This is a genomic window from Amycolatopsis tucumanensis, assembly GCF_021654135.1.
GTDB lineage: Bacteria > Actinomycetota > Actinomycetes > Mycobacteriales > Pseudonocardiaceae > Amycolatopsis_E > Amycolatopsis_E tucumanensis.
In genome coordinates this window covers 1-23,430 of the sequence record NZ_JAKGSD010000015.1, presented here as the reverse complement: position 1 = coordinate 23,430, position 23,430 = coordinate 1, and the positions used below count along the sequence as shown (strand labels likewise).

The 23,430-nt window shown below is 73.9% G+C and carries 24 protein-coding genes; 15 read left to right on the top strand and 9 right to left on the bottom strand.

Translation table 11 applies throughout. The features are described 5' to 3' along the window. Nucleotides 1-3 precede the first annotated feature (3 nt). The gene (locus tag L2C96_RS16895; RefSeq protein WP_237336875.1) at nucleotides 4-639 is read left to right on the top strand and encodes a phosphatase PAP2 family protein; all 636 of its coding nucleotides are present in this window, start codon (nucleotides 4-6) and stop codon (nucleotides 637-639) included. Here L2C96_RS16895 and zapE read toward each other — a convergent pair. Beyond that, a complete protein-coding gene (zapE, locus tag L2C96_RS16890) occupies nucleotides 542-1,570 on the bottom strand; it encodes a cell division protein ZapE (protein ID WP_237336874.1) in 1,029 nt (342 codons plus the stop codon). The genes L2C96_RS16895 and zapE overlap by 98 nt on opposite strands. 55 nt (nucleotides 1,571-1,625) lie before the next feature. On the opposite strand from zapE, the gene L2C96_RS16885 reads away from it, so the two are divergent. The 5 genes from L2C96_RS16885 to L2C96_RS16865 all read left to right on the top strand — a co-directional run bounded on the left by L2C96_RS16885 (nucleotide 1,626) and on the right by L2C96_RS16865 (nucleotide 6,974). Then, nucleotides 1,626-2,381, top strand: a complete 756-nt coding sequence (locus tag L2C96_RS16885; RefSeq protein WP_237336969.1) for a pyrimidine reductase family protein — start codon at nucleotides 1,626-1,628, stop codon at nucleotides 2,379-2,381. Between the two features lie 9 nt (nucleotides 2,382-2,390). After that, nucleotides 2,391-3,464 carry an ATP-dependent DNA ligase gene (locus L2C96_RS16880; protein ID WP_020419989.1) on the top strand — a complete coding sequence of 358 codons (1,074 nt, stop codon included), beginning with the start codon at nucleotides 2,391-2,393 and terminating at the stop codon, nucleotides 3,462-3,464. Then, nucleotides 3,464-4,015, top strand: a complete 552-nt coding sequence (locus L2C96_RS16875; protein ID WP_237336873.1) for a hypothetical protein — start codon at nucleotides 3,464-3,466, stop codon at nucleotides 4,013-4,015. The genes L2C96_RS16880 and L2C96_RS16875 overlap by 1 nt, the downstream gene beginning before the upstream one ends. 83 nt (nucleotides 4,016-4,098) lie before the next feature. Next, nucleotides 4,099-5,616 carry an alpha/beta hydrolase gene (locus L2C96_RS16870; protein ID WP_237336872.1) on the top strand — a complete coding sequence of 506 codons (1,518 nt, stop codon included), beginning with the start codon at nucleotides 4,099-4,101 and terminating at the stop codon, nucleotides 5,614-5,616. Nucleotides 5,617-5,684: 68 nt separating this feature from the next. Then, complete coding sequence (locus L2C96_RS16865) at nucleotides 5,685-6,974, top strand: glycosyltransferase 87 family protein (RefSeq protein WP_237336871.1); 1,290 nt, start codon at nucleotides 5,685-5,687, stop codon at nucleotides 6,972-6,974. 284 nt (nucleotides 6,975-7,258) lie between these two features. Here the strand turns inward: L2C96_RS16865 and L2C96_RS16860 are convergent, their stop codons facing one another. The 3 genes from L2C96_RS16860 to ligD are packed head-to-tail and all read right to left on the bottom strand — an operon-like array spanning nucleotide 7,259 to nucleotide 10,384. Further along, on the bottom strand, nucleotides 7,259-8,269 hold the full coding sequence (locus tag L2C96_RS16860; RefSeq protein WP_237336870.1) for an LLM class flavin-dependent oxidoreductase: 1,011 nt from the start codon (nucleotides 8,267-8,269) through the stop codon (nucleotides 7,259-7,261). 7 nt (nucleotides 8,270-8,276) lie between these two features. Continuing rightward, on the bottom strand, nucleotides 8,277-9,338 hold the full coding sequence (locus L2C96_RS16855) for an AI-2E family transporter (RefSeq protein ID WP_237336869.1): 1,062 nt from the start codon (nucleotides 9,336-9,338) through the stop codon (nucleotides 8,277-8,279). A gap of 26 nt (nucleotides 9,339-9,364) precedes the next feature. Then, nucleotides 9,365-10,384, bottom strand: coding sequence for a non-homologous end-joining DNA ligase (ligD, locus tag L2C96_RS16850; RefSeq protein ID WP_237336868.1), 1,020 nt, complete (start codon nucleotides 10,382-10,384; stop codon nucleotides 9,365-9,367). Between the two features lie 45 nt (nucleotides 10,385-10,429). On the opposite strand from ligD, the gene L2C96_RS16845 reads away from it, so the two are divergent. From L2C96_RS16845 to L2C96_RS16805, 8 genes are all read left to right on the top strand, one after another. Continuing rightward, complete coding sequence (locus L2C96_RS16845; RefSeq protein WP_372491227.1) at nucleotides 10,430-11,167, top strand: TVP38/TMEM64 family protein; 738 nt, start codon at nucleotides 10,430-10,432, stop codon at nucleotides 11,165-11,167. 19 nt (nucleotides 11,168-11,186) lie between these two features. Beyond that, nucleotides 11,187-12,740 carry a serine/threonine-protein kinase gene (locus tag L2C96_RS16840; RefSeq protein ID WP_272882764.1) on the top strand — a complete coding sequence of 518 codons (1,554 nt, stop codon included), beginning with the start codon at nucleotides 11,187-11,189 and terminating at the stop codon, nucleotides 12,738-12,740. A gap of 15 nt (nucleotides 12,741-12,755) precedes the next feature. Continuing rightward, nucleotides 12,756-13,046, top strand: coding sequence for a hypothetical protein (locus L2C96_RS16835; RefSeq protein WP_020422370.1), 291 nt, complete (start codon nucleotides 12,756-12,758; stop codon nucleotides 13,044-13,046). A 22-nt stretch (nucleotides 13,047-13,068) separates the two neighbouring features. Then, a complete protein-coding gene (msrB, locus tag L2C96_RS16830) occupies nucleotides 13,069-13,491 on the top strand; it encodes a peptide-methionine (R)-S-oxide reductase MsrB (protein ID WP_020422371.1) in 423 nt (140 codons plus the stop codon). 43 nt (nucleotides 13,492-13,534) lie between these two features. Continuing rightward, on the top strand, nucleotides 13,535-14,251 hold the full coding sequence (locus L2C96_RS16825) for a TIGR04222 domain-containing membrane protein (protein ID WP_237336866.1): 717 nt from the start codon (nucleotides 13,535-13,537) through the stop codon (nucleotides 14,249-14,251). Beyond that, on the top strand, nucleotides 14,220-15,131 hold the full coding sequence (locus L2C96_RS44495; RefSeq protein ID WP_308191157.1) for a TIGR04222 domain-containing membrane protein: 912 nt from the start codon (nucleotides 14,220-14,222) through the stop codon (nucleotides 15,129-15,131). The genes L2C96_RS16825 and L2C96_RS44495 overlap by 32 nt, the downstream gene beginning before the upstream one ends. Before the next feature lie 154 nt (nucleotides 15,132-15,285). Then, the gene (locus tag L2C96_RS16810; RefSeq protein ID WP_237336865.1) at nucleotides 15,286-16,086 is read left to right on the top strand and encodes an MbnB/TglH/ChrH family RiPP precursor modification enzyme; all 801 of its coding nucleotides are present in this window, start codon (nucleotides 15,286-15,288) and stop codon (nucleotides 16,084-16,086) included. A gap of 550 nt (nucleotides 16,087-16,636) precedes the next feature. Further along, a complete protein-coding gene (locus L2C96_RS16805; RefSeq protein ID WP_020422375.1) occupies nucleotides 16,637-16,969 on the top strand; it encodes an SCO6045 C-terminal-like domain-containing protein in 333 nt (110 codons plus the stop codon). A gap of 21 nt (nucleotides 16,970-16,990) precedes the next feature. On the opposite strand, the gene L2C96_RS16800 is transcribed toward L2C96_RS16805, so the two are convergent. The 5 genes from L2C96_RS16800 to hemE form a co-directional block, all read right to left on the bottom strand. After that, nucleotides 16,991-17,689, bottom strand: coding sequence for an SDR family NAD(P)-dependent oxidoreductase (locus L2C96_RS16800; RefSeq protein WP_237336864.1), 699 nt, complete (start codon nucleotides 17,687-17,689; stop codon nucleotides 16,991-16,993). Between the two features lie 108 nt (nucleotides 17,690-17,797). Continuing rightward, on the bottom strand, nucleotides 17,798-19,117 hold the full coding sequence (locus tag L2C96_RS16795; protein ID WP_237336863.1) for a CoA transferase: 1,320 nt from the start codon (nucleotides 19,115-19,117) through the stop codon (nucleotides 17,798-17,800). Next, nucleotides 19,118-19,810, bottom strand: coding sequence for a hydrogen peroxide-dependent heme synthase (hemQ, locus tag L2C96_RS16790; protein ID WP_017983668.1), 693 nt, complete (start codon nucleotides 19,808-19,810; stop codon nucleotides 19,118-19,120). 33 nt (nucleotides 19,811-19,843) lie between these two features. Further along, the gene (hemG, locus tag L2C96_RS16785; RefSeq protein WP_237336862.1) at nucleotides 19,844-21,211 is read right to left on the bottom strand and encodes a protoporphyrinogen oxidase; all 1,368 of its coding nucleotides are present in this window, start codon (nucleotides 21,209-21,211) and stop codon (nucleotides 19,844-19,846) included. Further along, complete coding sequence (gene hemE / locus L2C96_RS16780; RefSeq protein WP_237336861.1) at nucleotides 21,211-22,290, bottom strand: uroporphyrinogen decarboxylase; 1,080 nt, start codon at nucleotides 22,288-22,290, stop codon at nucleotides 21,211-21,213. Before hemE ends, hemG begins: the two co-directional genes overlap by 1 nt. Nucleotides 22,291-22,377: 87 nt before the next feature. Here hemE and L2C96_RS16775 point away from each other — a divergent pair, with 87 nt between their 5' ends. Beyond that, a complete protein-coding gene (locus tag L2C96_RS16775; protein ID WP_027935123.1) occupies nucleotides 22,378-22,941 on the top strand; it encodes a DUF3000 domain-containing protein in 564 nt (187 codons plus the stop codon). Nucleotides 22,942-23,430 lie beyond the last annotated feature (489 nt).

Sequence of the window (23,430 nt, the reverse complement as noted above, 5' to 3'; positions counted from 1 at the left end):
CGCGTGAAGTGGGCCGTCGTCGCCGTGTGCGCGGCGGCCGCACTGGCGATCGGCGTCCCGTTCGCCGGGGACACCACCGCCACCGGCCCCGACGCCACGGTCACGGCGTGGATTGACGGCGTGTTCGGCGGACAGCCCGCGCTGCTGGACCTGTTCGTGCTGCCCACCGAACCGGTCGTGCTGCTGCCGCTGCTCGCGATCGTGGTGCTCGCCTGCGCGCTCGGCCGCCGCTGGGACGGCGTGGCGCTGGCGGTGCTGGGCGTCGCCGCGCCGGTCGCGCTCAACACGTGGGTGCTCAAGCCGCTGTTCGACCGGATGAAGTACGACTACCTCGCCTACCCGAGCGGGCACACGGTCAGCATGGTCGCCACGCTCACCGTGCTGGTGCTGCTCGCCCGGCCCGGGATCGCCCGGGCCGTCACGGTCGGCGTGAGCGCGGTGATCCTCCTGATCGCGGGCATCGGGCTCGTCGGGCTGGGCTACCACTACCCCACCGACGTGGCGGGCGGCGCGTTCTTCGCCGTCGCCGTGGTGCTGGCGCTCAGCTCACCGACGCGGCGTCTCGCGCCAGCGCGGTCAGCCGGCTCACCGCCCGCAGGTACTTCTTCCGGTAGCCCCCCTGCAGCATCTCCTCGGTGAACAGCTCGCCGAGCGAACCGCCGGAGACGACCACCGGGATGGCCCGGTCGTAGAGCCGGTCGGCGAACGCGACCAGCCGCAGCGCCACGTTCTGGTCCGGCGCCGGTCGCACACCCCGGATGTGCACGACGGAGACGCCGTCGACGAGACGTCCGTAGCGGGACGGGTGCAGCTTCGCCAGGTGCTCGCACAACGCGTCGAAGTCGTCGAGCGTGGCGCCCTCGCGGCTGTCCGCGGATGCGAGCAGGGTCTCCTCGTCCACCGGCGGCGGCGCGTCCGGCAGGCCGCGGTGCCGGTAGTCCGGCCCGTCCACCCGCACCACCGAGAACCGCGACGACAGCGACTGGATCTCGCGCAGGAAGTCCTCGGCCGCGAACCGGCCCTCGCCGAGCTTGTCCGGCAGCGTGTTCGACGTCGCCGCGACGTACACGCCGGCGTCGGTCAGCTCCCGCAGCAGGCGGGTGACCAGCATCGTGTCTCCCGGGTCGTCCAGCTCGAACTCGTCGATGGCGAGCAGCCGGTGCTCGGACAGCCGCCGCACCGCCTCGCCGAAGCCGAGCGCGCCGACCAGGTGGGTCAGCTCGACGAACGTGCCGTAGGCCTTCGGCGACGGCGCGTCGTGCCAGGTCGAGGCGAGCAGGTGGGTCTTGCCGACACCGAACCCGCCGTCCAGGTAGAGGCCCTGCTTCCCGGGCGCGGGCGCCGAACCGCCGCCGAACAGCGACCGCAGCTTGGACTTCTTCGGCGCCGCCTTCTCGATGCGCGCCGCGAACGCCGAGCACGACTCCACCGCCTGCGCCTGGCTCGGCTCGTCGGGGTTCGGCACGTAGGTGGCGAACCGCACGGCGTCGAAGCGCGGCGGCGGCACCAGGGCGGCGATCAGCTCGTCCGCTCCCAGCTCGGGCTGCCGGTCGGTGAGGTGCGCGGGCATCTTGCGAGGGTATCGGGACCCGGCCGCGCAGCCCTGGCGGCGGCCGCGTGATGTGATGGAGATCGTGCGCAGCCTGTGGCCCGACCCCCTCGACGACGTGACCGACGACGACCTGGACCGGATCTACGGCTACCCGGAGGACCTGGACCGGCCGTTCGTGCAGGCCAACTTCACCTCCTCCGCCGACGGCGCCTCGACGCTGGAAGGCCGGTCCGAGGGCCTGTCCGGGCCCGCGGACAAGCGGATCTTCTTCCACGGCCGCCTGCTCGCCGACGTCGTGCTGGCCGGCGCCGGAACCGTCCGCGCGGAGAACTACCGCGGCGCGCGCACCACCCCCGAACGCCGCGAGCGCCGCGCCCGGCTCGGGCTCGCCGAGGTGCCGCCCATCGCCGTGGTCACCGGCAGCGCCCGGCTCGACCCGGCCGCGCCGCTGTTCACCGACACGAAGGTGCCGCCGATCGTCATCACCACCGAGCACGCCCCCGCGGACCGGCGGAAGGCGCTCGCCGACGCGGGCGCGGACCTCCTCATCGCGGGCGTGGAGACCATCGACCTGCGCAGCGCGCTCGACCAGCTCGCCGACCGCGGGCTGCTCCGGGTCAACTGCGAGGGCGGGCCGCACCTGTTCGGCGAGCTCGTCGCCGAGGACCTGGTCGACCAGCTGTGCCTGACCGTCGCGCCGCTGCTGGCCGGCGGCGGCGCGGACCGCATCGCGATCGGCCGGATGGCGAGCGAGGCCCGGGACATGGATCTGGCATCGATCCTGGTGGAAGACGGTTTCACGATGCTCCGGTACCGCCGTCGCCTCTAAAGTGGGCGAATGCTGCCGCTCACCCCGCCGATCCAGCCGATGCTGGCGAAACCGGCGAAGTCGATCCCGGACTCCGACGAGCTGCTGTTCGAGCCGAAGTGGGACGGCTTCCGCTGCCTGGTCTTCCGCGACGGCGACGAGCTGACGCTGCAGTCGCGCGCCGGGAAGCCGCTGAACCGGTACTTCCCGGAGGTGCTGGCGCAACTGCCGCCGCGGCTGCCGGAACGGGTGGTGCTGGACGGCGAGCTGGTCGTCGGCCGCGAGGGACACCTGGACTTCGACGCGCTCACCGAGCGCATCCACCCGGCCGAGTCCCGCATCCGGCTGCTCGCCGAGCAGACGCCGGCCACGTTCGTCGCGTTCGACCTGCTCGCGCTGGGCGACGAGGCGTTCCTCGGCGAGCCGACCAGCGCGCGGCGGGAGCGCCTGGCGAAGCTCGCCGGGCAGGACCTGAACATCACGCCCGCGACCACCGACCCGGCGACCGCGCGGCACTGGTTCGAGCTGTTCGAGGGCGCCGGGCTGGACGGGGTCATCGGCAAGCCGCTGGACGCCGGATACGAGCCGGGCAAGCGGATCATGATCAAGTACAAGCACTCCCGCACCGCGGACTGCGTGGTGGCCGGGCTGCGGTGGCACAAGGACTCCACCCCCGGCGAGGCGGTCGGCTCGCTGCTGCTCGGGCTGTACGACGACAACGGCGTGCTGCACCACCCCGGCGTCGTGGGGTCGTTCCCGGTGAAGCGGCGCAAGGAGCTGGCGGCCGAGTTCGCCGAACTGATCACCGACGGCAGCGGGCACCCTTGGCTGGAAGGCACGACCGAGGGGCAGCGCCTGCCCGGCGGCATCACGCGGTGGCGCTCCACCGAGCAGCCGTGGGTGCCGCTGCGGCCCGAGCGGGTCGCCGAGGTCGCCTACGAGCACACCGAAGGCGGGCAGCCGTCGCGGTTCCGGCACACCGCGCAGTTCATCCGGTGGCGCCCGGACCGTGAGCCGGAGTCGTGCACGTACGCCCAGCTGGAGGAGGTCGCCCGCTACGACCTGGACGCCGTCTTCCACGGCGAGGTCAAGCGGACCCGCTGATGGCAGGCCGGATCGAACGTCACGCGCTGCGGAGCCGGGGACGGCTGGCCGTCCTCGCGGCGGCCCACCTGTGCCGCCGCCACCGCCGCTCGCCGGAGACGCTCGTGCGGGTGATGTGCCAGGCCCGGAACGACGAGGCGGCCGACCGGGCGCGCACCGCGCTGGAGCGCGCGTGGCACCTCAGCCCGCTGTGGCGCGAGAAGATCTGGGATGCCATGCGGGAGGTCATGGCGGCCGAGGGCGACCGCAACGTCCGGGACGGGCGGGATCTGCCGTGGGTGGTCATCCTGGCCCTCGTGGACGTCCGGCCCGGGCTCGAGGCTCGCTACGACCAGCGTCAGCTCCGCGAAATGCTGCTGAGCGCGGTGCACGAGCCCGACGCCCCGTACGTGGTGGCCGCTGCCCGCCGCGTGCTGGACCGGCTGCCCGCCGAACCGGACCCGCCGGCGTCCCGGCGGACGTCCGCGCCCCGCCACTACACGCCCGGGGGAACCGGGACCGCGGGCTCCGGCGGCTTCAGCATGGGCGGGTTCAACGTCCACGGCGTCTGAGCGCACCGACCCCGCTCACCACGGGCAAACGGGCCTCGTGCGAACCTCGGGGGCGAACACGCACCAAGGGAAAGAGGAACGTCGTGCCGCGCCGTGGTCTCGTGCTCGCTGTGCTGCTGCCGGCCCTCCTCGCCGGCTGCACGGCGGGGCCGTCGAAACGGCCGCCGGTCGTGGAGAACGACGAGCCGGTGTCCTCCGCGCCGGCCAGCTCCGCCACGGACGTGCCGCTGCCGCCGCTGACCGAGCCGCGTTCGCCCGGGCTCGACTGGGCCGACTGCGACGCCCAGACCCGCAACCGCCTCGGCGCCGAGGCGCCCGGCTACCTGCGGTTCAGCTGCGGCACCGTGATGTCCACACTGGACGATCCCGCGCTGCCGGGGCGTGTGCAGACGCGCGTGTCCGTGCTCAAGGCGGGCAACGGCGCGATCCCGCTGGTCGTGGTCAACGACGTCGCGGGCGAGCCCGGCACCCTCTACGCCGCGCGGCTCGCGTCGGTGCTGCCGCCCGCGCTCCTGCAGCGGTTCTCGCTGATCGGGGTGGACCGGCGCGGCACCGGCGAGTCCGACCCGCTGTCGTGCGTGCCCGAGGACACCCGCAGCCAGCTGCTCAACCAGGACCCGGCCGACGACGACCTGGAACCGCTGCTGGACGCCGCCCGCAAGGCCGGGCAGCAGTGCGCGATCGACCTCGGCGGCGCGCAGCAGGCCTTCGACAGCTGGCGCACCGCGGGCGACCTCGAAGAGATCCGCGGTGAGCTGGGCGTGCCGAAGCTGCACGCGCTCGCCCACGGCGAGGGCTCGCAGGTGCTGATCTCCTACGCCGCCCGGTTCCCGGACCGCGTTGGCCGGTTCGTGATGGACGGCATCCCGGACCCGTCCAGCGACACGGTCACGGTGCTCGGCGACCTGGCCGCCGCGCAACAGGCCACCCTGGACGCCTACGGTCGCGCCGTCGGCCAGGACGCGGCCGCGACGGTGAACGCCGTGGTGGAGCGGCTGCGCGCGGCGCCGCAGGTGCTGCCGGGCGGCGCGGTGTTCGGCGCGGGCACGGCGCTGCGGGCCGTGGTCACCGGGCTCGCCGACCGCACCCGCTGGAGCGAGCTGGCCCGCGCGCTGGACGCCGGCCGGGCCGGCGACGTCCGCGGGCTCGCCGCGTTCGTCTCGCCGATGCTCAACGGCTCGGACGTCGCGCCGTCCCGCCTCGACGCCACGCTGGCCACCGAGTGCAACGACACCGTCGTGCGGATGCCTGCCGACCAGATCGCCGGGCTGACCACGCAGCTGCGCGGCCGCTACCCCGTCTTCGGCGGGCTGGTGACGCAGCGGCTCGCGTGGTGCCTGCCGTGGCCGGCGCGCACCGAGTCGCTGCCGACGCTGGGCACGTCCGGGCTGCCGCCGGTCCTGGTCACCAGCACCCTGACGGACCCGGTCACGCCGGAAACCGGCACGGTGCGGGCGGCGCAGCAGATCCCGAGCGCGGTGCGCGTCGCGTGGCAGGGCGCCGGGCACGGGGCGCTCGGCTCGCCGTGCGCGGCCGAGGCGGTGCGGGCGTTCCTGGTCGACGGGAAGGTCCCCGCCGACGGCACGCTCTGCCCCGCTTAGGGGACCCTGCCCGGGCCCCGTTTAGGCTTGTCCTCCATCCGCCGGACCACTGAGTACTGGGAGTGACTGTGCCGTCTTCCGCGGTCGAGACGCCGGCTGTGGCGCCGGCGCCCCGGGACAGCGCGCGACGACCGATTCCCTGGATCGCCGTCTGGCCGGTCCTCGTGCTGGGCGCGGGCGCCGGCTTCTGGTACGTCAGAGAGGTCCTGGCCCAGCTCCCCGCGCTGCTGCACCTGCTGGACCTGGGCGTGTACCGGATCGCGGGCGAGCGCGTCCTGGACGGCGTGTCGGTCTACGACACGCCGCTGCTCGGCAACATCCGCGGGCAGTGGGAGTTCGTCTACACGCCGTTCGCCGCGCTGCTGTTCGTGCCGCTGGCGCCACTGAAGGGTGAACTCTTCACGTGGGTGGGCGCGCTCGGTGACTACGCGATGCTGGCCGTCGGCGTGTGGGCGGCGCTGTCGCTGCTGCGGTTCCGGCGCGACGCGCGGCTCGTGCTGTTCAGCCTGCCGGTGGCGGCGCTGCTCATGTGGTGCGAGCCGGTGCGGGAGACGATGGCGTTCGGGCAGATCAACATCCTGCTGATGACGCTGGTGCTGCTCGACCTGGCGCTGCCGGACTCGTCGAAGGTCAAGGGCGCGCTGATCGGCATCGCCGCCGGGATCAAGCTGACGCCCGCGTTCTTCGTGCTGTACCTGCTGGTGACGCGGCGGTACCGGGCGGCGATCGTCGCGATGGGCACGTTCGTGGTCACCGTGGCCGTCGGGTTCGCGTTCCTGTGGCACGACTCGGTGACGTTCTGGTCCGGCGCGTTCATGGACCCGACGCGGGTCGGCGTGCCGGAGAACCCGTCGAACGAGTCGCTGCGCGGGTTCTTCGCGCGGGCGACCGGGGTGACCGGCGGGATGCAGATCGTGTGGCTGCTCGCCGCGGCCGCGACCGCCGTGGTGTGCCTGCTGCTGGCGCGACGGCTGGCCGCGCGAGGCGAGGAACTGGTGGCGGCGACGCTGTGCGGCCTGGCGACGACGGCCGTGTCGCCGTACAGCTGGGTGCACCACTGGGTGTGGCTGGCGATGCTGCTGATCTGCCTGGGCAACCTGGCGTTCCGCGGATCGGTGCTGGGGTGGATCGGGCTGGCCGGCGCCGCGCTCGTCACGTCCGGCGGGGTGCTGCCGCTGATCGGCTTCGAGGCGGACACGGTGCTGGCGTTCAAGCCGGCGGGGCTGGAGTGGCTGTTCCAGAACGCCTACATCTGGCTGACGTTCGCGGTGTTCCTGGCGGTCGCGCTGTACTACCGGACGCCGAAGACCCCGGCGGCGCTGCCCGCGGAGCCGGACGCTTCACGTACTGCCGGCTGAGCTACACGCCCACCGGCACCGGCTGCGCCCGCCGGACGCAGGGGCGGCTCACCGTGCGGCCACCCCGGCCGCACCGGCCGCACCGCGCCCGGAAACGGCCGCGAAGCCGCCCAACGCCGGCCGGGCTGCCCGCCGAACCCCACGACGAGCCCGGCGGCCGAGATCGGCCCCGCCCGGCAGACGCAGCGCCCTACCGTCCAGCCGCGTCGCGCCGGAAACGGTCGCGAGCCGCCTAACCCGGCTGAGCCGCACGCCCATCCCACGATGAGCCGGACACCCGGCTCCTACCAGCCAGCCACACCAGCGGCACTGCCTGCGGAAACCGCCTCCGCCAGCAGCCGGTAGGACTCCAGCATCTCCGCGCGGTCGTACGTGCTCGTGGTCACCAGGACCTCGTCCGCGCCCGTGCGTTCCACCAGCCCCTCCAGCGCCGCGGCGGCTTCCGCCGGGGTGCCGGCGATCTGCCCCTCCCGGGCGTCGTCGAAGTAGCGGCGCTCCCGGTCGGTCATCGGGCCCGCCAGGATCTCCGCCGCCGGGCGCAGGGGCGGGAACACGCCGTGCGTGCGCGACCACGCCGCCGACCACGCCTCCGGCACCAGCAACCGCTCCGCGGCCTCCCGCGTCGCGGCCACCGCGATCGTCGCCGAGACGATCACGTACGGCGCCGGGCAGCGGACCGACGGGACGAACGACTCGCGGTAGCGGCCGATCGCCTCGATCATGCGCCCCTCACCGCGCACGGCGCCGATCACCAGCGGCAGCCCCAGCTCGGCGGCCAGGTCCGCGCCCGCCCCGGTGGCCAGCAGGAACGCCGGGATCGGTTGCCCCTCCGCCGGGAACGCGTGCACGCCGGGGAACTCGTCCTGCGTGCCGTCGAGGTAGCCGAGCAGCAGCCGCACCTGCTCGCCGAACCGGTCCGCGTCGTCCTTGTCGTGGCCGAGCGCGCGCCGCACGCCACCGGTGAACCCGACCGACCGGCCCAGCCCCATGTCGATCCGGCCCGGGTGCAGCGCCTCCAGCACCCCGAACTGCTCGGCCACGACGAGCGGCTGGTGGTTGGGCAGCATCACCCCGCCGGTGCCGACGCGGACGGCCGAGGTGGCGTCCGCGACCGCGGCGGCCAGCACGGTGGGCGCCGACCCGGCCACGCCCGGCACGCTGTGGTGCTCGGACACCCAGAACCGGTGGTAGCCCAGCGCCTCGGCCTGCCGCGCGAACGCGACGGTCTCCCGCAACGCCTCGGCGTGGGTGCCGCCTTCGCGGGTGCGGGACCGGTCGAGCACGGACAGCTTCACACCTTGGTCAACACCCCGGCCCCGGCGCCTGTTCCGGCTCCAGCAGCGTCGCGGCGACCGCCCGGATCGTGCTGAGCGCCGGTACCGCCAGCAGCGCCCCGATCACCCCGGCCTGCTGCACGCCGACGGCGATCGCCAGGATGACCGCGACCGGGTGCAGCCGCACCGCCTTGCTGGTGATCATCGGTTCCAGCACGTTGCCCTCCAGCTGCTGCACGGCGATCACGATCAGGACGACCAGCAGCGCGGTGAACGGCCCCTCGGCGACCAGCGCGACGAGCGCGGCGAGCAGGCCGGTGACGAACGCGCCGATCATCGGCACGAACCCGCCGAGGAACACCAGCGTCGCCAGCGGCACCACCAGCGGCACCCCGGTGACCCACAGCCCGATGCCGATCCCGACGGCGTCCACCGCCGACACGATGATCAGCGCGTACATGAACGCCGTGAGGTCGTGGAAGGCCCGCTTGCCCGCGAGGTCCACCCGGCGGCGGGCGGAACCGCGGAACGGCAGGGTGAGGAACCGCCAGATCCGCTCGCCGTCGTAGAGCACGAAGACCAGGACGAAGATCGCCAGCGCCAGCCCGGTGAGCACCGATCCGACGGTGGAGAACGCGTTCCACGCGCCGCTCGCCAGCGACTGCTGGTTCGCCGCCACCCACTCCCGCGCCTGGGCCGCCACCTGGTCCAGCTGCTCCGGGCGCACCCCGATCGAGGCGAGCCAGCCGCGCAGCTCCTGGTAGCTCCCGGCGAGCTGGGTGCGCAGGTCGGGCAGGCTGTCCACCACGGTCTTGACCACGAACCACAGCACGGCGCCGACCGCGGCCACCCCGCCGACCAGGACCACCGCCGTCGCGAGCGCTCTCGGCACGTGGTGCCGCGCCAGCCAGGTCACCACCGGCGCGAGCAGCGCGGCCAGCAGCAGCGCGAGCGCGACGGGGATCACCACGACGGCGAGCGTGGCCAGCACCCGGACGAGCACCCACAGCGCGGCGGCGACCACCAGCAGTTGCGCGCACACGACGGCGGAGCGGTGGAGCAGCCGGCCCGTGGCCGGGTTCTCGGTCATCCTGCACCGCCATCCTCGCGCGGCCGTCAGCCCTCCGGCCGCGCCCTGCTCGGCTGCACGCGCTTCGGTTCACCTGGCATTTTCGGGTAGTCCGGCGGGTACGGCATCTCGCCGAGCCCGTGGTCCCGCTCGTCGCGGGCGTACCACTCCAGCGCCGTCTCCAGGCCGAACGCCTCGTCGTCGATCGCGGCGTGCGGGTCGCCGTGCTCGGCCAGCCAGTCCGGCACGGTGAGCACGTCGAAGTCGTCCGGGTCGGCCTCGGGCAGCTGCTCCCAGGTCAGCGGCGTCGACACCGTCGCCCGCGGGGTGCCGCGCACCGACCAGGACGAGGCCACGGTCCGGTCCCGCGCCGCCTGGTTGTAGTCGAGGAACACGCGGCCGCCGCGCTCCTCCTTCCACCACGCGATCGTGGCAAGGTCGGGGACGCGCCGCTCCACCTCGCGGCCCAGCGCGATCACCGCGTGCCGCACGTCCACGAAGTCCCACTCCGGCCGGATCCGGACCAGCACGTGCACCCCGCGCCCGCCGGAGGTCTTCGGGTACCCGGTCAGCCCGGCGTCCGCCAGCACCTCGCGCACCACCAGCGCGACCCGCACCGCGTCGCCGAACCCGGAGCTGTCCGACGGGTCCACGTCGATCCGCAGTTCGTCCGGGTGGTCCACGTCGGACCGCCGGACGGGCCACGGGTGGAAGTCGAGCGTGCCGAGGTTGGCCGCCCACGCGAACACCGCCGCCTCGGTGGGGCAGACCTCGTCCGCGGTGCGCCCGGACGGGAACGTGATCCGCGCGGTCTGCACCCATTCGGGCGCTCCCTTGGGGACCCGTTTGGCGTAGAACGGCTCGCCGGAAACCCCGTCGGGGAACCGTTTCAGCGTCGTCGGCCGCTCCCCGACCGCCCGCAGCAACGGCTCCGCGACCGCGAGGTAGTACTCCACGACCTGCCGCTTGGTGATCCCGCGCTCCGGGAAGTACACCTTGTCCGGATTGGACACCCGCACCACCCGGTCGCCGACCTGGTACTCGACCGCCTCGCCACGTCCTGCCACCGGATCACCGTAGCCCCGCCGGGCCGGTTCCGCGCGTGCCTTACCGTGGACGTCGTGCCCCGCCGCCTGAAGATGATCATCGCGCTCGTCCTGCTCGCCGGGGCGGTCGTGGCGGCGTTCACACTCCCCGTGCCGAGCCCCGCGGAACTGCGCAACTGGGCCGCGGGCGCGGGTCCGGTGACCGCGCTGGTGTTCCTGGCCGCCTATTCGGTACTCACCGTCGCACCCATACCCCGCACCGTGTTCAACCTCGCGGCGGGACTGCTGCTGGGTGACGTGCTCGGCATCGTGGTGGCCATCACGGCGACCGCGGTGTCCGGCGCGCTCGGTTTCGGACTGGCCCGCCTGGTCGGCCGCGACCTCGTGTCCCGCCACCTGGAACGGAAAGTGGTGCGCGCGGTCGACGAGCGGCTCGCCGACGGCGGCGTCCTCGCGGTGGCGTCGCTGCGGCTGATCCCGCTGGTTCCCTTCGCGCCACTGGGATACTGCTGCGGAATCCTGTCCGTGCGGTTCCGACCGTACCTGGCCGGGACCGTCCTCGGCAGCCTGCCCGGCACGGTCGCGGTGGTGGTGCTGGGCGACGCGCTCACCGGCGGCACACCACCCGCGCTGCTCGCCTGCTACGGTGCCTTCGCACTCGCCGGGGCCCTTGGCCTGGCCCGAATCGCCCGCGGGACTGCTTACGCCGGGCGCACCGGGCAGCCCGCTACACTCGACCCGGTGCGCGAGGAGATCGTTCGCGCTGAGCCAACCCAGCACTTGCGGAGAGTTTCCGAGGAGTAGTCCCATCGACACCGGTCAGCTGATCGCAGGGCACTATCGCCTCGTTGAGCACATCGGCAGCGGCGCCATGGGGGTCGTGTGGCGCGCGGTCGACGAGCGCCTCGAGCGTTCCGTGGCGGTCAAGCAGATCCTCGCTCAGCCGGGCATGTCCGAAGCCGAGCGCAACAGCATGCGGCAGCGTGCGATGCGCGAGGCGAAGAACGCGGCGCGCTTCCAGCACCCGAACGCCATCGTGGTGTTCGACATCGCCGAACACGGCGGGGATCCGTGCCTCGTCATGGAGTACCTGCCCTCGCGCAGCCTCTCCGCGGTGATCGCCGAGCAGGGCACCCTGCCGCTGGCCGAGGTCGCGCGCATCGGGCACCAGGTCGCCTCCGCGCTGGTCGTGGCGCACCGGGCCGGCATCGTGCACCGGGACATCAAGCCGGCGAACATCCTGATCGACGACAACGGCACCGCGAAGATCACCGACTTCGGCATCTCGCGCGCGGCGGGCGACCTCACGCTCACCCAGACCGGCCTGATCGGCGGCACCCCGGCCTACCTCGCGCCCGAGCTGGCGCGCGGCTCCGACCCGGCGCCGGCCTCCGACGTCTTCTCCCTCGGCGCGACGCTCTACCACGCGCTGGAGGGCCAGCCGCCCTACGGCAACAGCTCCAACCAGCTGGCCCTGCTCTACACGGCGGCGAACGGGCAGGTCATCCCGCCGCGCCAGTCCGGCAAGGCGACCGCGCTGCTGATGAGCCTGCTGCGGGTCGAGCCCGAGGAGCGGCCGACCATGCTGGAGGCCCGCGACCGGCTGGCCGCGCTGGCCAACGGCGAGAAGGACACCAAGGGCGGCACGCTGGTGTCGCCGCCGCTGTTCAACGGTGGTGGCCGCCAGCCCGCGGCCGTGGCGGCCGACGTGCCGCCGCCCGCGCCGCCCGGCGAGCGCCCGCCGTGGCAGCGCACCGGCGCCGCCACCGCCGCGCCGCCCGCCCCGCCGCAGCGCAGCCCACGCAACCCGACCGCCGCGTTCATCCCGCCGCCGAAGCCGCCCCAGCAGGCCAAGCAGTCCCCGCTGAAGCGCAAGGGCGTGCTGGCCGGATCGGCGGTGGCCGTGGTCGCCGTACTCGTCGTCGTGCTGGTCGTCCTGCTCAACGGCGGCGACAAGACCAACGGCGGCGCCTCGCAGGCCAACGCGGGCGGCACCACCGCCCCCACCTCCGCGCCGCCCAGCACGCCCAGCAGCGCCGCCCCGGCCGACCTCGGCCAGACGGCCAACACCGGATCGGTGGACTTCGGCTCGGCGGGCCAGGTGGTCAAGGCCTACCTCGACAGCTCGGGATCGCCCCAGGCGTGGGGCCTGCTCACGCCCGCCGCGCAGGCCGTGTTCGGCAGCCAGCAGGCGTTCCAGCAGTACTGGGACGAGCACGAGATCGAGGGCTACAACTCGATCCGCGCGGACAAGGGCGCCAACGCGGACGGTTCCGCCGACATGTCCGTTTCGATCGACGGGGTCGGCCGCGTCTCCTGGCGCGTGGTCAACACCGGGGCCGGGCTGCGGATCGACGCGAACACGAAACTCGGCTGACCTACCCTGGTCGGTATGACCGAGAGCGGCCGCAACCCGCGCTTCGACGACGACCTGGTCGGGCTCGACCCCGACGATCCGGAGGCCCAGGCGTTCGCGCGGCACCTGGACCGGATGCAGCGGTGCGAGCCGGGTTTCACGGTCGAGGGCACCCTGCACAACGTGGCGGAGTTCGCCGAGTCCAGCACCCGGGTCGGCGGGCTGCGGTGGTGGATCGCGGCCACTGTCGTGGTGCTGCTGGTCCTCGGCGTGATCGTCGCCTCGTGGGACATCGTGGTACGGGCCGTGCAGTGGCTCGCCGAGTAGCCTGAAGCATATGAAACCTCGCATGGAACCCGTCGTGGGAGCCACCCCGAAGGTGGTCAAGTCGGACCAGGAGTGGCGCGAGCAGCTCTCCCCCGAGGAGTACGCCGTGCTGCGCCAGGCGGGCACCGAGCGGCCGTTCACCGGCGAGTACACCGACACCAAGACCACCGGCATCTACGAGTGCCGCGCGTGTGGCGCCGAGCTGTTCCGCAGCGACACCAAGTTCGAGAGCCACTGCGGCTGGCCGTCGTTCTTCGACCCGTCCTCCTCGGACGCCGTGCTGCTGCGCGAGGACCGGTCGCTGGGCATGGTGCGCACCGAGGTGCTGTGCGCGACCTGCCACAGCCACCTGGGCCACCTCTTCGAGGGCGAGGGCTACCCGACGCCGACCGACCAGCGGTACTGCATCAACTCGATCTCCCTGCGCCTGGTGCCCGCGGAGTGAAACCCGCGCCACGACACGCACCCGCCCGCTACCCTGCGGGTGTATGGGGGCGTACTGGGGGTTGTCCGCCCGGGAGTTCGCCGCGCTCTACGCGGCGCTGATCCTGGTGCCGCCGGTGGTGCGGCTGCTCGGCCCGGTCCTGCTGCGGTACCGCCGGATCCGGCCCGGTACCGAGCGGGTCACCGCGGTCGAGCTGGCGGTGCTGGCCGGCGGGCCGGGCCGGGCCGTCGACCTGGTGCTCGCGGACCTGGTCGCGCGCCGGTGGATCCGCGTGGACGCCGGTGGCCGGCTGACCACCACGACGACGCGGTCCCCTGGGGAACCACTCGCCATCGCCGTGGTGCTGGCGGTGTCGTTCTGGCGCGGCCTGGCGACCGCGCAGACCCTGCGCCTGCACCTGGCGGACAGCCCGCAAATCGGGGACGTGGTGCGCGGGCTCGCCGCCCGCGGGCTGGTGGTGCCGCCCGGCGACGTGTCCGGCATCCGGGTCGCGTCCCGGGTCCTGCTGGTCGGGGTCGTGATCAGCACGTTCGTCGGCGGCTACGCGGTGGCCGCCATCCCGGTGATGCTGGCCGGGGTGCTCGTCCTCGGGGCGGCCGAGCTCGTCCCGTCGCCGCGGCGCACCGTCGCGGGGAGCCGACTGCTGCGTGGCGCCACGGTTCTGGGAACCACCGCCGGGCCGGGTCCGTCGAACGGCCAAGTCCGGGGGTGGATTCGGAGGTGGCGGGGTGGCTGGTCCGGTGATCCTGGCGGTCGGTGACGGGCCCGCGTTCTGGGGCCTGCCCGCTTCGACGTTCCTCCCGCTCTTCGCCGCGTTGCTGGTGCTGCCCGTGGTGGTGCGCCTGTTCGGTTCGCGGCTGCTCAAGCGGCGAGGCGGCGGGCCGCACCACCCGCCCGGGCTGATCGAGCTGGGGTTCCTGGCGGGCGGCCCGGTGCGGGCGACCGACACCGCGCTCGCGGATCTCGTGGAGCGGCAGCGGATCCGGGTGAGCAGTGGCGGGAGGCTGTCCACGACCGGCGGCCACGCCCCGGCCGACCGGCTGAGCGCGGCGGTCTGGACCGCGGTGCGCGACGGCCGCGGCACGTGGACCCTGCACGACGTGCGCGCGGCGGTGCTGGGCCGCGCCGAGTTCGACGAGCTGCGCGACCGGCTCGCCGGGCAAGGGCTCCTGGTCACGCCCGGGGCGGTGCGCAACGTCCGGCGGCTGGCGACGCTCCTGCTCTTCGCGGTCGTGGTCCTCGCGTTCCTGGCCTTCCCGGACGGCACGTTCGTGCTGGCGGTGCTGCCGGCCGGGCTGCTGTGGGCGCTCACCGACCGGCGGCCACGCGGCCCGGCCAGGACTTCGACCGGTGACACCGCGCTGCGGGTGGCGGGCATGACCACGGGCGGGGCCGCGCAGGCGGTGGCCCTCGGTGGCCTCGCCCGCCACCCGGACCAGGCGATCGCGCAGGCGCTGCTGTCGGCGCCGCCGCCGCGGAAGCCACGGCGCCGCGGCGGCTGGTCCGGCTCGTCGTCGGGCTACGGCTGCGGGTCTTCGGGCAGCTCCTGCGGAAGCAGCTCGTGCGGAAGCGGTTCGTGCGGCGGAGGCAGCTCGTGCGGCGGCGGTGGTGGTTGCGGCGGTGGCGGCGGTGGTGGCTGAGCGCCTCGGACCGATCGGCTTCACCGACTACGCGGGCCAGGCGGTGAGGACGTTCCTGCGACCGGTGGCCTGGAGCGGCTCCCGGATCGGCGGGCCGGGTGGGCTTGCGGCGGGTTCGACCTCGGGCTCGACGACTGCGGTGGAGGTGGTTGCGGTGGCGGTTGAGCGGCTGGGCGTGGGCATCGGATGGCGGCCGGAGATCGATCTGTCGATCCCGCGGCTGCCGGGTGTGGAGTGGGTCGAGGTGATCGCCGAGAACCTGCACCCGGGTCGCCTGCCCGCGGCGCTGGTGGAGCTGCGGAAGCGGGGCCTGCCGGTGTTGCCGCACGCGGTGTCACTGTCCCTGGGCGGCGCGGAACCGCTGGACACGCGGCGGGTGGAGCACCTCGCGGTGGTCGCCGACGAGCTGGACGCGCCGCTGGCCAGCGACCACGTGTGTTTCGTGCGCGCGGGCGGGCTGGACGCGGGGCACCTGGTGCCGCTCCCCCGCACGCGGGAGGCGCTCGATGTGCTGGTGGAGAACGTGCGGCTGGCGCAGTCGATCGTGGGCAGGCCGTTCGCGCTGGAGAACATCGCCGCGCTGCTGGAGTGGCCGGACGCCGAGATGAGCGAGGCCGCGTTCCTGGCCGAGCTGACGTCGCGGACCGGGTGCCTGCTGATCGTGGACGTGGCGAACCTGTACGCGAACGCGCGGAACCTGGGCGCGGACCCGGTGAGGTTCCTGGAGGAGGTGCCGCTGGAGCGGGTGGCGTACGTGCACGTCGCCGGGGGCGTCGAGGCCGACGGCATCTACCACGACACGCACACCCACCCGGTGCTGCCGGAGGTGCTCGACCTGCTGAGCGAACTGCGGCGCCGGCGGGAACCCCCCGGGGCGCTCCTGGAACGCGACGGCGCCTACCCACCGGACGACGAGCTGGCCGCGGAACTGGCCGCGATCCGGGAGCGCCTGTGAGCGGGCGAGAGGGGCTGGCCGCCCAGCGGGCCGAGCTGCTGCGCGCCCCCGGGGACCGGCCGCGATGCCCGGCGAGCCAAACGGCTGCGTGCCCGGTTGGCCACCGAACCCGCTACGCCCCGGGAGTACCAGTGAGCGGCCGGAACGAGCGCGGCGGCCCGCCAAGCCAACTGCTACACGCCCCGCTGACCCCGCCCCGCGAGCACCTGTGCCCAGCCGGAAGGAACTCGCCACCCAGCAGCCAAACGGCTGCGCGCCCGGCCGGCCACCGAACCCGCCACGCCCCGGGAGTACCAGTGAGCGGCCGGAAGGAACTCGCGACCCAGCAAGCCGAACTGCCACACGACCCGCCGGCCGCCGAACCCACCGCGACCCGGAAGCACCTGTGCCCAGCCGGGAAGAACTCGCCACCCAGCAGCCAAACGGCTGCGCGCCCGGCCGGCCACCGAACCCGCCACGCCCCGGGAGTACCAGTGAGCGGCCGGAACGACCGCGGCGGCCCGCCAAGCCAACCACTGCACGCCCCGCTGACCGCGACGCGGGAGCACCTGTGACCAGCCGGGAAGAACTCGCCGCCCGGCAGGCTGAGTTGCTGCGCGCCCTGCTGGCCGGCGGGGTTCCTCCGGCGGGCTTCGACCCCGGCCGGGTGGCCGCCGAGGTGCTCGCCCTGCGAGCCAAGCGCCGCTCCATCGTCGCCGACCTCAGGCCCGATCTCTTCCGCCTGCTCGGCGACCGGTTCCGCCCCCTGTTCGACGCCTACGCCGAAGCCACACCCCGCACGGACGGCACCGGCTACCGCCAGGACGCCGCGAACTTCGCCGCCTGGCTCGCCGAGCGCGGCGAACTCCCCCGGCGGCGCTGGTGGTCCCGCTTCACCCGCTGACCGACGGCCACGCCAACCACGCTAGTGCGCCGTGATGCCGCCGTCGACGACGATCTCCGCGCCCGTGACGAAGGACGACTCGTCGGAGGCGAGGAACAGGATCGCCGCGGCGATCTCGTCCGCTGTGCCCGCTCGTTTCATCGGGGTGCGCAGGATGTCGGCCTGCTGGTCGCCCTCGGTGTCGAGGATGTCCTGGATCATCGGTGTCGCGATGACGCCGGGGTGCACGGAGTTGACCCGCACCCCCCTCGTCGCGTACTCGACGGCCGCCGTCTTGGTCAGCAGCCGCACCGCGCCCTTCGAGGCGTGGTAGGCCGCGGCCGACCCGCCGCCGATGATGCCCAGGATCGACGACACGTTGACCACCGACGCGTTCCCGCTCGCGCGCAGCAACGGCATCGCGGTCTTCATGCCCAGCCAGGTGCCCTTCTGGTTCACCGCGATCACCCGGTCCCAATCGGCCTCGGCGGTGTCCTCGATGCCCGGCCAGTCCACGATTCCCGCCACGTTGACCAGCACGTCCAGCCTGCCGAAGCGCTCCGCCGTCCTGGCCAGGGCCGTCTGCCAGTCCCGCGCCGAGGAGACGTCGAGGTGCACGCGCAGCGCGTCCTCCCGCTCCGGCCCGCTCCCGGTGACATCACCCAGCACCAGCCGCGCCCCCTCCCGGGCGAACAGGGCCGCCGTGGCCGCCCCGATCCCACCCGACGCGCCCGTGATCAACGCGACCTTGCCGTCCAGCCGTCCCGCTCCCTCCTACCGCTGCCATCAGCCCCCGATCCTGCAGCGACGGGAGCGGGCCAGCCAGGGTGCGTTACTCCCAGGACCGCGCTAAAGCCACTCCGCGACCGCACTCCCCGGCAGCGGCGGCCCGGAAGTCCACATCGGACGCGGCACCATCCCACCCGGACAGGTCACGTGACGCACCAAGCCGAACTCACTCCCGGTCTCGGCAAGGAAATCCGAGAAGTCCACAGTGGATCCACCAGGCACCCGGCCCAGTCCGTCGAGCCACCGCCCGGTCCGGGCCAGCGCGAGGCGCACCCGCCTGCTGCCGCCCTCGACGGCCCGGTTCCGCAGCGCGACCATGGCGGCAGCAGCGGCCAGCCAGCCCGTCGCGTGGTCCAGCGCCTGCACGGGCAACGGCCGGGGTTCCTCGGCGCCCCAAGCGATTCCCGACGCCATCTGCACCAGGCTGTCGAACCCGCGCCGACCCCGCCACGGGCCCTCCCAGCCCCACGCGTTCAGCTCCACCAGCACGATCCCGGGCCGCGCCGCCGCCAGCGGCTCCGCCGTGAACCCCAGCCCGGCCAGCGCGCCCGGCCGGAACGACTGCAACACGACATCCGCGGAACCGATCAGACCCCACAACGCGGAACGCCCGGCCTCGGTGCGCAGGTCCAGGTGCGCCGAGCGCTTGCCCATTCCGGTGTCGACCACCAGCGGGTGCACGACCGGCAGGTGCGCGGCCCCGATGTGCAGGACGTCCGCGCCGTGCGCGGCCAGCACCCGCCCGGCGACCGGACCGGCGATCACGTGCGTCAGGTCCAGCACCCGCACCCCGCCCAGCGGCCGCGGCGACTCCGGCAGCGGCCGCGCCGGGGCCGTCCCCACCAGCTCCTGCACCACGAGCGGTCCGTCCAGCGCCCGCCCCATCGCGCTGTCCAGCCACTCTTCGCGGGTGCGCATGGCTGCCGCCGCCCCGCCCGCGGCGACCACCGCCTCCTGCACGTCCCACGCGTCCCGTCCGGCGACCGCCGACGCCACCGCCGCGCGGTCCTCGGCCACCCCGAGTGCGCGGCACACCGCCGCAGCGTGGTGGGGGTAGTTGCAGTGCAGCCGGACCCAGCCGTCGGCCGCGCGGTAGTCGCCGGACAGCGGCGCCCACGCGTCCCCGGGCGGCTCGCCGTCCACCCGCACCAGCTTCTCGCTGGAGAACGCCGCCGCGGCGTGCCGCGTGTCGGCCGACACCGCACCGGGGTCGATTCCACGCAGCCGCAACAATTCCACGGCGGCCAGGGTGGCCGCCGCGACGCTCATCGACGCGGCCGCCGCCACCCGGTACGGCCCGGGCAGCACCGTTTCCGGGCCGGTGATCTCGACCGGGCCGGGCGCCTCACCGGTCAGATCGCGCCACAGCGCGCCGAACACCTACGGCAGGTTCAGGATCAGCTCGGCCGGGACGACCTTCGTGCCGGTGTAGAACGGGATCTCCTCCCGCACGTGGCGCCGCGCCTCGGTGCCGCGCAGGTGCCGCATCAGGTCGACGATGCGGTGCAGCTCGTCGGCCTCGAAGGCGAGGATCCACTCGTAGTCGCCCAGCGCGAACGACGCCACCGTGTTGGCGCGCACGTCCGGGTAGTCGCGGGCCTCCTTGCCGTGGTCGGCGAGCATCTTGCGGCGCTCGGCGTCCGGCAGCAGGTACCACTCGTAGGAGCGGACGAACGGGTACACGCAGACGTACTTGCGCGCCTCCTCCCCGGCCAGGAAGGCGGGGATGTGGCTGCGGTTGAACTCCGCGGGGCGGTGCAGCGCGAACTGGCTCCACACCGGCGTCGACACCCGGCCCAGCGGGGTGCGGCGGAACCCGGTGTAGGCGGCCTGCACCTGCTCCGGGGTCTCGGCGTGCCACCAGATCATGTAGTCGGCGTCGGCCCGCAGCCCGGCGACGTCGTACACGCCGCGCACCACGACCCCCTTGCCCTCCAGGGCGTCGAGGTACTCGGTGGTCTCGGTCGCGGCCTGGCCGCGATCCTCGGGGAGCCGCCCCGGCTCGACCCGGAACACCGACCAGGCGGTGTAGCGGATGGTGTCGTTGAGCTCCTGGTAGTTCAGCCGCGCCATGCCCCCATCTTGGCACTGCCCGGAAACCGGCTGCTAGCGCACCAGCTGTGAGGTGATGCGGGTCGCGGCCGCGGTGGCCGTCGCGATGCACGCCGGCACCCCGACGCCGTGCAGGGCGGCCCCGGCCAGCGCCAGCCCGGGCACCTCGGCGACGGCCCGCTCGGCGCGCTCGACCAGGTCCAGGTGACCCGGCCCGTACTGCGGCAGCCCGCCGCCCCAGCGGGTCACCACGACATCGAGCGGCTCGGCGGTGATCCCGGTCAGCTCGGCGAGGTCGTCGCGCACCAGGCGGACCAGGTCGTCGTCGTCGCGGTGCAGCGCGCCGGGGTCGCGGAAGCGGCCGACCGAGCCGCGGACCAGCACCGGGCCGGTGTCCAGGTGCGGCCACTTGCGGGTGGAGAAGGTGAAGGCCTTGGCGGCGAACGGCTCGCCGTCGGCGCGGCGTTCCCGCGCCCCGATCAGCACCCCCGACGCGTCCGGCAGTTCAGTGCCCGGCGGCAGGGCCATCGCCACGACCGCCATGGACGCCAGCTCGACCTCGCCGAGCGCCGACGACGCGGCCGGCGCGACACCGTCGAGCAGCTTGCGGGCCGCCGGCGCGGGCACCGCGAGCAGGACGGCGTCGGCGTCGATCAGCTCGTCGCCGATCTCCAGCTGCCAGCCGCGCTCCCGCCGCCGCAGCGCGGTGACCGGCCGTCCGAGGCGGATGTCCGGCTTGGCCAGCTCGACGAGCCGGTCGACGAGGGTGCCGAGACCGCCGGGCAGGGTGCCGAACACCGGCGCACTGCTGGGCTGGGACGGGATCAACCCGGCCGCCGCCGCGGTCAGCGAGGGCGCGCCACGGTCGATCGCGGTGGCCAGGGCGGGGACGGTGGCGCGCAAGCCGAGACCGTCGGCGCCGCCCGCGTAGACGCCACCGAGGAGCGGGTCGACCAGCCGGTCGACGAGTTCGTCGCCGAACCGCTCGCGCAGCAGGGCGCCCAGCGCGGTGTCGGCCTCCAGCGTCACCGGGGGCAGGTCCGGCTCGGCGGCCACGCGCGCCCGGCCCTCGTCCGAGAGCACCTCCGCGACCGCGTCCGGCGAGCCCGGGATGCCCATCAGCGTCCGGCCGGGCAACGGGGCGAGGTGGCCCCCGGCGCGCACGGTCGAGCGGGCCTTCGCCGGGTGGACCAGCTCCAGCCCGAGCTCGGCGGCCAGTCCCACGCCTTCCGGGCGCCGGGCGAGGAAGGCCTCCGCGCCCACGTCGTAGCGCACGCCCGCGACCTCCGCGGTGCGCAGCTTGCCGCCGAGGCTGTCCGTGGCCTCGACGAGGGTGATCGCCGCGCCGTCGCCGAGCGCGCCGCGCAGCCGGTACGCCGCGACCGCGCCCGACACGCCCCCGCCGACGACCGCGACGTGCATCAGCCCTCCAGGCTGTGGACGAGCTCGACGACGCGGGCCAGCACGTCGGGATCGGTGCCCGGGGGCACGCCGTGGCCGAGGTTGAAGATGTGCCCGGCGGCGGCGCGGCCCTCCGCGGCGATGCGGCGCACCTCGGCCTCGATGACCGGCCAGGACGCCTGCAGCAGCGCCGGGTCCAGGTTGCCCTGCACGACCGGCACGGGCTCGCCGTGCGCGGTCAGCCGCCGCACGGCCTCGTCCAGCGGGACGCGCCAGTCGACGCCGACCACGTCGGCCCCGGCCTCGCGCATGGCGGTCAGGAGCTCGCCGGTGCCGACGCCGAAGTGGATGCGCGGCACGTCCAGGTCCGCGACCGCGCCGAGCACGCGTGCCGAATGCGGCAGCACGAACTCGCGGTACTCGCGCAGCGTCAGCGCGCCGGCCCAGGAGTCGAACAGCTGCACCGCGTCCGCACCGGCTTCGATCTGGCCCCGCAGGAAGGTCACCGCGATCTCGGCCAACTGTCCGGCCAGGTCGTGCCACACCTCGGGTTCGGAGCGCATGAGGGCCTTGGTGCGCTCGAAGCTGCGGCTGGGGCCGCCCTCGATGAGGTAGGACGCGAGCGTGAACGGCGCGCCGGCGAACCCGATCAGGGGGGTCTGGCCCAGCCTCTCGACGAGCAGCCGCGTGCCGTCCAGCACCGGCTCGAGCCGCTCGGGCTCCAGCGCGGGCAGGCGGCGGACGGCGGCGGCGTCGCGCACCGGCTCCGCCACGACGGGCCCGGTGCCGGGCACGATGTCGACGTCGATACCGGCGGCGACCAGCGGCACCACGATGTCGCTGAAGAAGATGGCGGCGTCCACGCCGAGGCGGCGGACCGGCTGGAGCGTGATCTCGGCGATCATCTCCGGGTCGAAGCAAGCCTTGAGCATCGGCACGCCCTCGCGCAGCGCCCGGTACTCGGGCAGCGAGCGGCCGGCCTGGCGCATGAACCAGACGGGCAGACGCGCGGGACGACGGCCGCGGGCGGCCGTCAGGAAGGGGGACCCGGCGAGGTCCCGGCGGCCCGTGCGTGGCCGCGACTGCGCAGTAGTGGACATCGTCAACCATGGTGCCACGCGGCCCTGGGGCCCCTTCCCTCGGCGCGTCTGCCGCCCGGTGCCCGTTCGCCGTCCTACAGTCGGGCTGTGACCGCGATGACGCATGCGCCCGAGATGTTCCGTGAAGCTGTCGCGGCGTTGCAAGCGATCCGGCCCCGGCCGGAGATGACCCTCGAACCCGTGCGCGCGCCGCAGCGCCTGGCCCCCTGGTCCTACGCGCTCAGCTGCGACGCGACGGGTCCGGCGGACGTGACGGCCACCGGCCGCCTGGTGCTGCTGCACGACCCGGAGGGCCCGGAGTCCTGGGACGGGGTGCTGCGGATGGTCGTCTACGTGCGCGCGGAGATCGACCGGGAACTGGCCAGCGACCCGTTCCTGCCCGCGGTCGGCTGGTCGTGGCTCACCGACGCGCTGGAGACCTCCGGCGCGTCCTTCACCGCGCTGGGCGGCACGGTCACCGAGACCTCGTCGGCGCGCTTCGGCGACATCAGCGGCCCGGCCCGCACCGACGACCTGGAGCTGCGGGCGTCCTGGACGCCGTCGGACCAGCACCTGCGCCCGCACGGCGAGGCGTTCTGCCAGCTGATGTCGAGCGTGGCCGGGCTGCCGCCGGTCGGGGTCTCGCTGTTCGGCCACCGCCAGAGCGGCTGAACGACCCCCGCGACGCGCCGAGTGTGACGTAGCCCTCACTCCGCGGCCGACGGCGGCGTCGATAGAGTTCGGTCCCGCGGCCTCCGGTCACCCTGGCGATCCCGGGCGGGGGCTCTCCGTAGATCCACACGAGCCGCCTACGCTGCGCAAAGAGTTCACGTCAGTCGATCTGATGACCCCGCTCGTCCAATCGGTGAACGCTGTAGAACACAGTTCGTGAGCAGATGCACGGTCCGTATGCACGCGCAGCAGCCTGCCCCCAAAAAGGTCATATCGCTGGCACTCTGCGACGCGTTAGCCACGGGCAGTTTATTACTCCGAACGTGGTACAACGATGCCAGCTAGTAACTACCCGATCGAGATAGATACCCGTTCGATCCCCCCGCGGAAGGCGATCGGCGGCTAGAGTGCCTCTTCGACGACACCACTTTCGGTCTAGATGAGTAATTCCGATCTTGGTTAGTGGTCGTAGGCGATCAGGGATCGGGT

Bases quoted from the DNA above. Each gene is read 5' to 3' on its own strand.
- hemQ (WP_017983668.1), bottom strand. From the start codon at position 19,810: ATGGCGCGGCTGAACTACCAGGAGCTCAACGACACCATCCGCTACACC.
- L2C96_RS16880 (WP_020419989.1), top strand. From the start codon at position 2,391: ATGCTGCCGCTCACCCCGCCGATCCAGCCGATGCTGGCGAAACCGGCG.
- L2C96_RS16875 (WP_237336873.1), top strand. From the start codon at position 3,464: ATGGCAGGCCGGATCGAACGTCACGCGCTGCGGAGCCGGGGACGGCTG.
- hemG (WP_237336862.1), bottom strand. From the start codon at position 21,211: ATGCACGTCGCGGTCGTCGGCGGGGGCGTGTCGGGCGCGGTCGCGGCG.
- L2C96_RS16885 (WP_237336969.1), top strand. From the start codon at position 1,626: ATGGAGATCGTGCGCAGCCTGTGGCCCGACCCCCTCGACGACGTGACC.
- L2C96_RS16855 (WP_237336869.1), bottom strand. From the start codon at position 9,338: ATGACCGAGAACCCGGCCACGGGCCGGCTGCTCCACCGCTCCGCCGTC.
- msrB (WP_020422371.1), top strand. From the start codon at position 13,069: ATGGAACCCGTCGTGGGAGCCACCCCGAAGGTGGTCAAGTCGGACCAG.
- hemE (WP_237336861.1), bottom strand. From the start codon at position 22,290: ATGTCCACTACTGCGCAGTCGCGGCCACGCACGGGCCGCCGGGACCTC.
- L2C96_RS16835 (WP_020422370.1), top strand. From the start codon at position 12,756: ATGACCGAGAGCGGCCGCAACCCGCGCTTCGACGACGACCTGGTCGGG.
- L2C96_RS16825 (WP_237336866.1), top strand. From the start codon at position 13,535: ATGGGGGCGTACTGGGGGTTGTCCGCCCGGGAGTTCGCCGCGCTCTAC.
- zapE (WP_237336874.1), bottom strand. From the start codon at position 1,570: ATGCCCGCGCACCTCACCGACCGGCAGCCCGAGCTGGGAGCGGACGAG.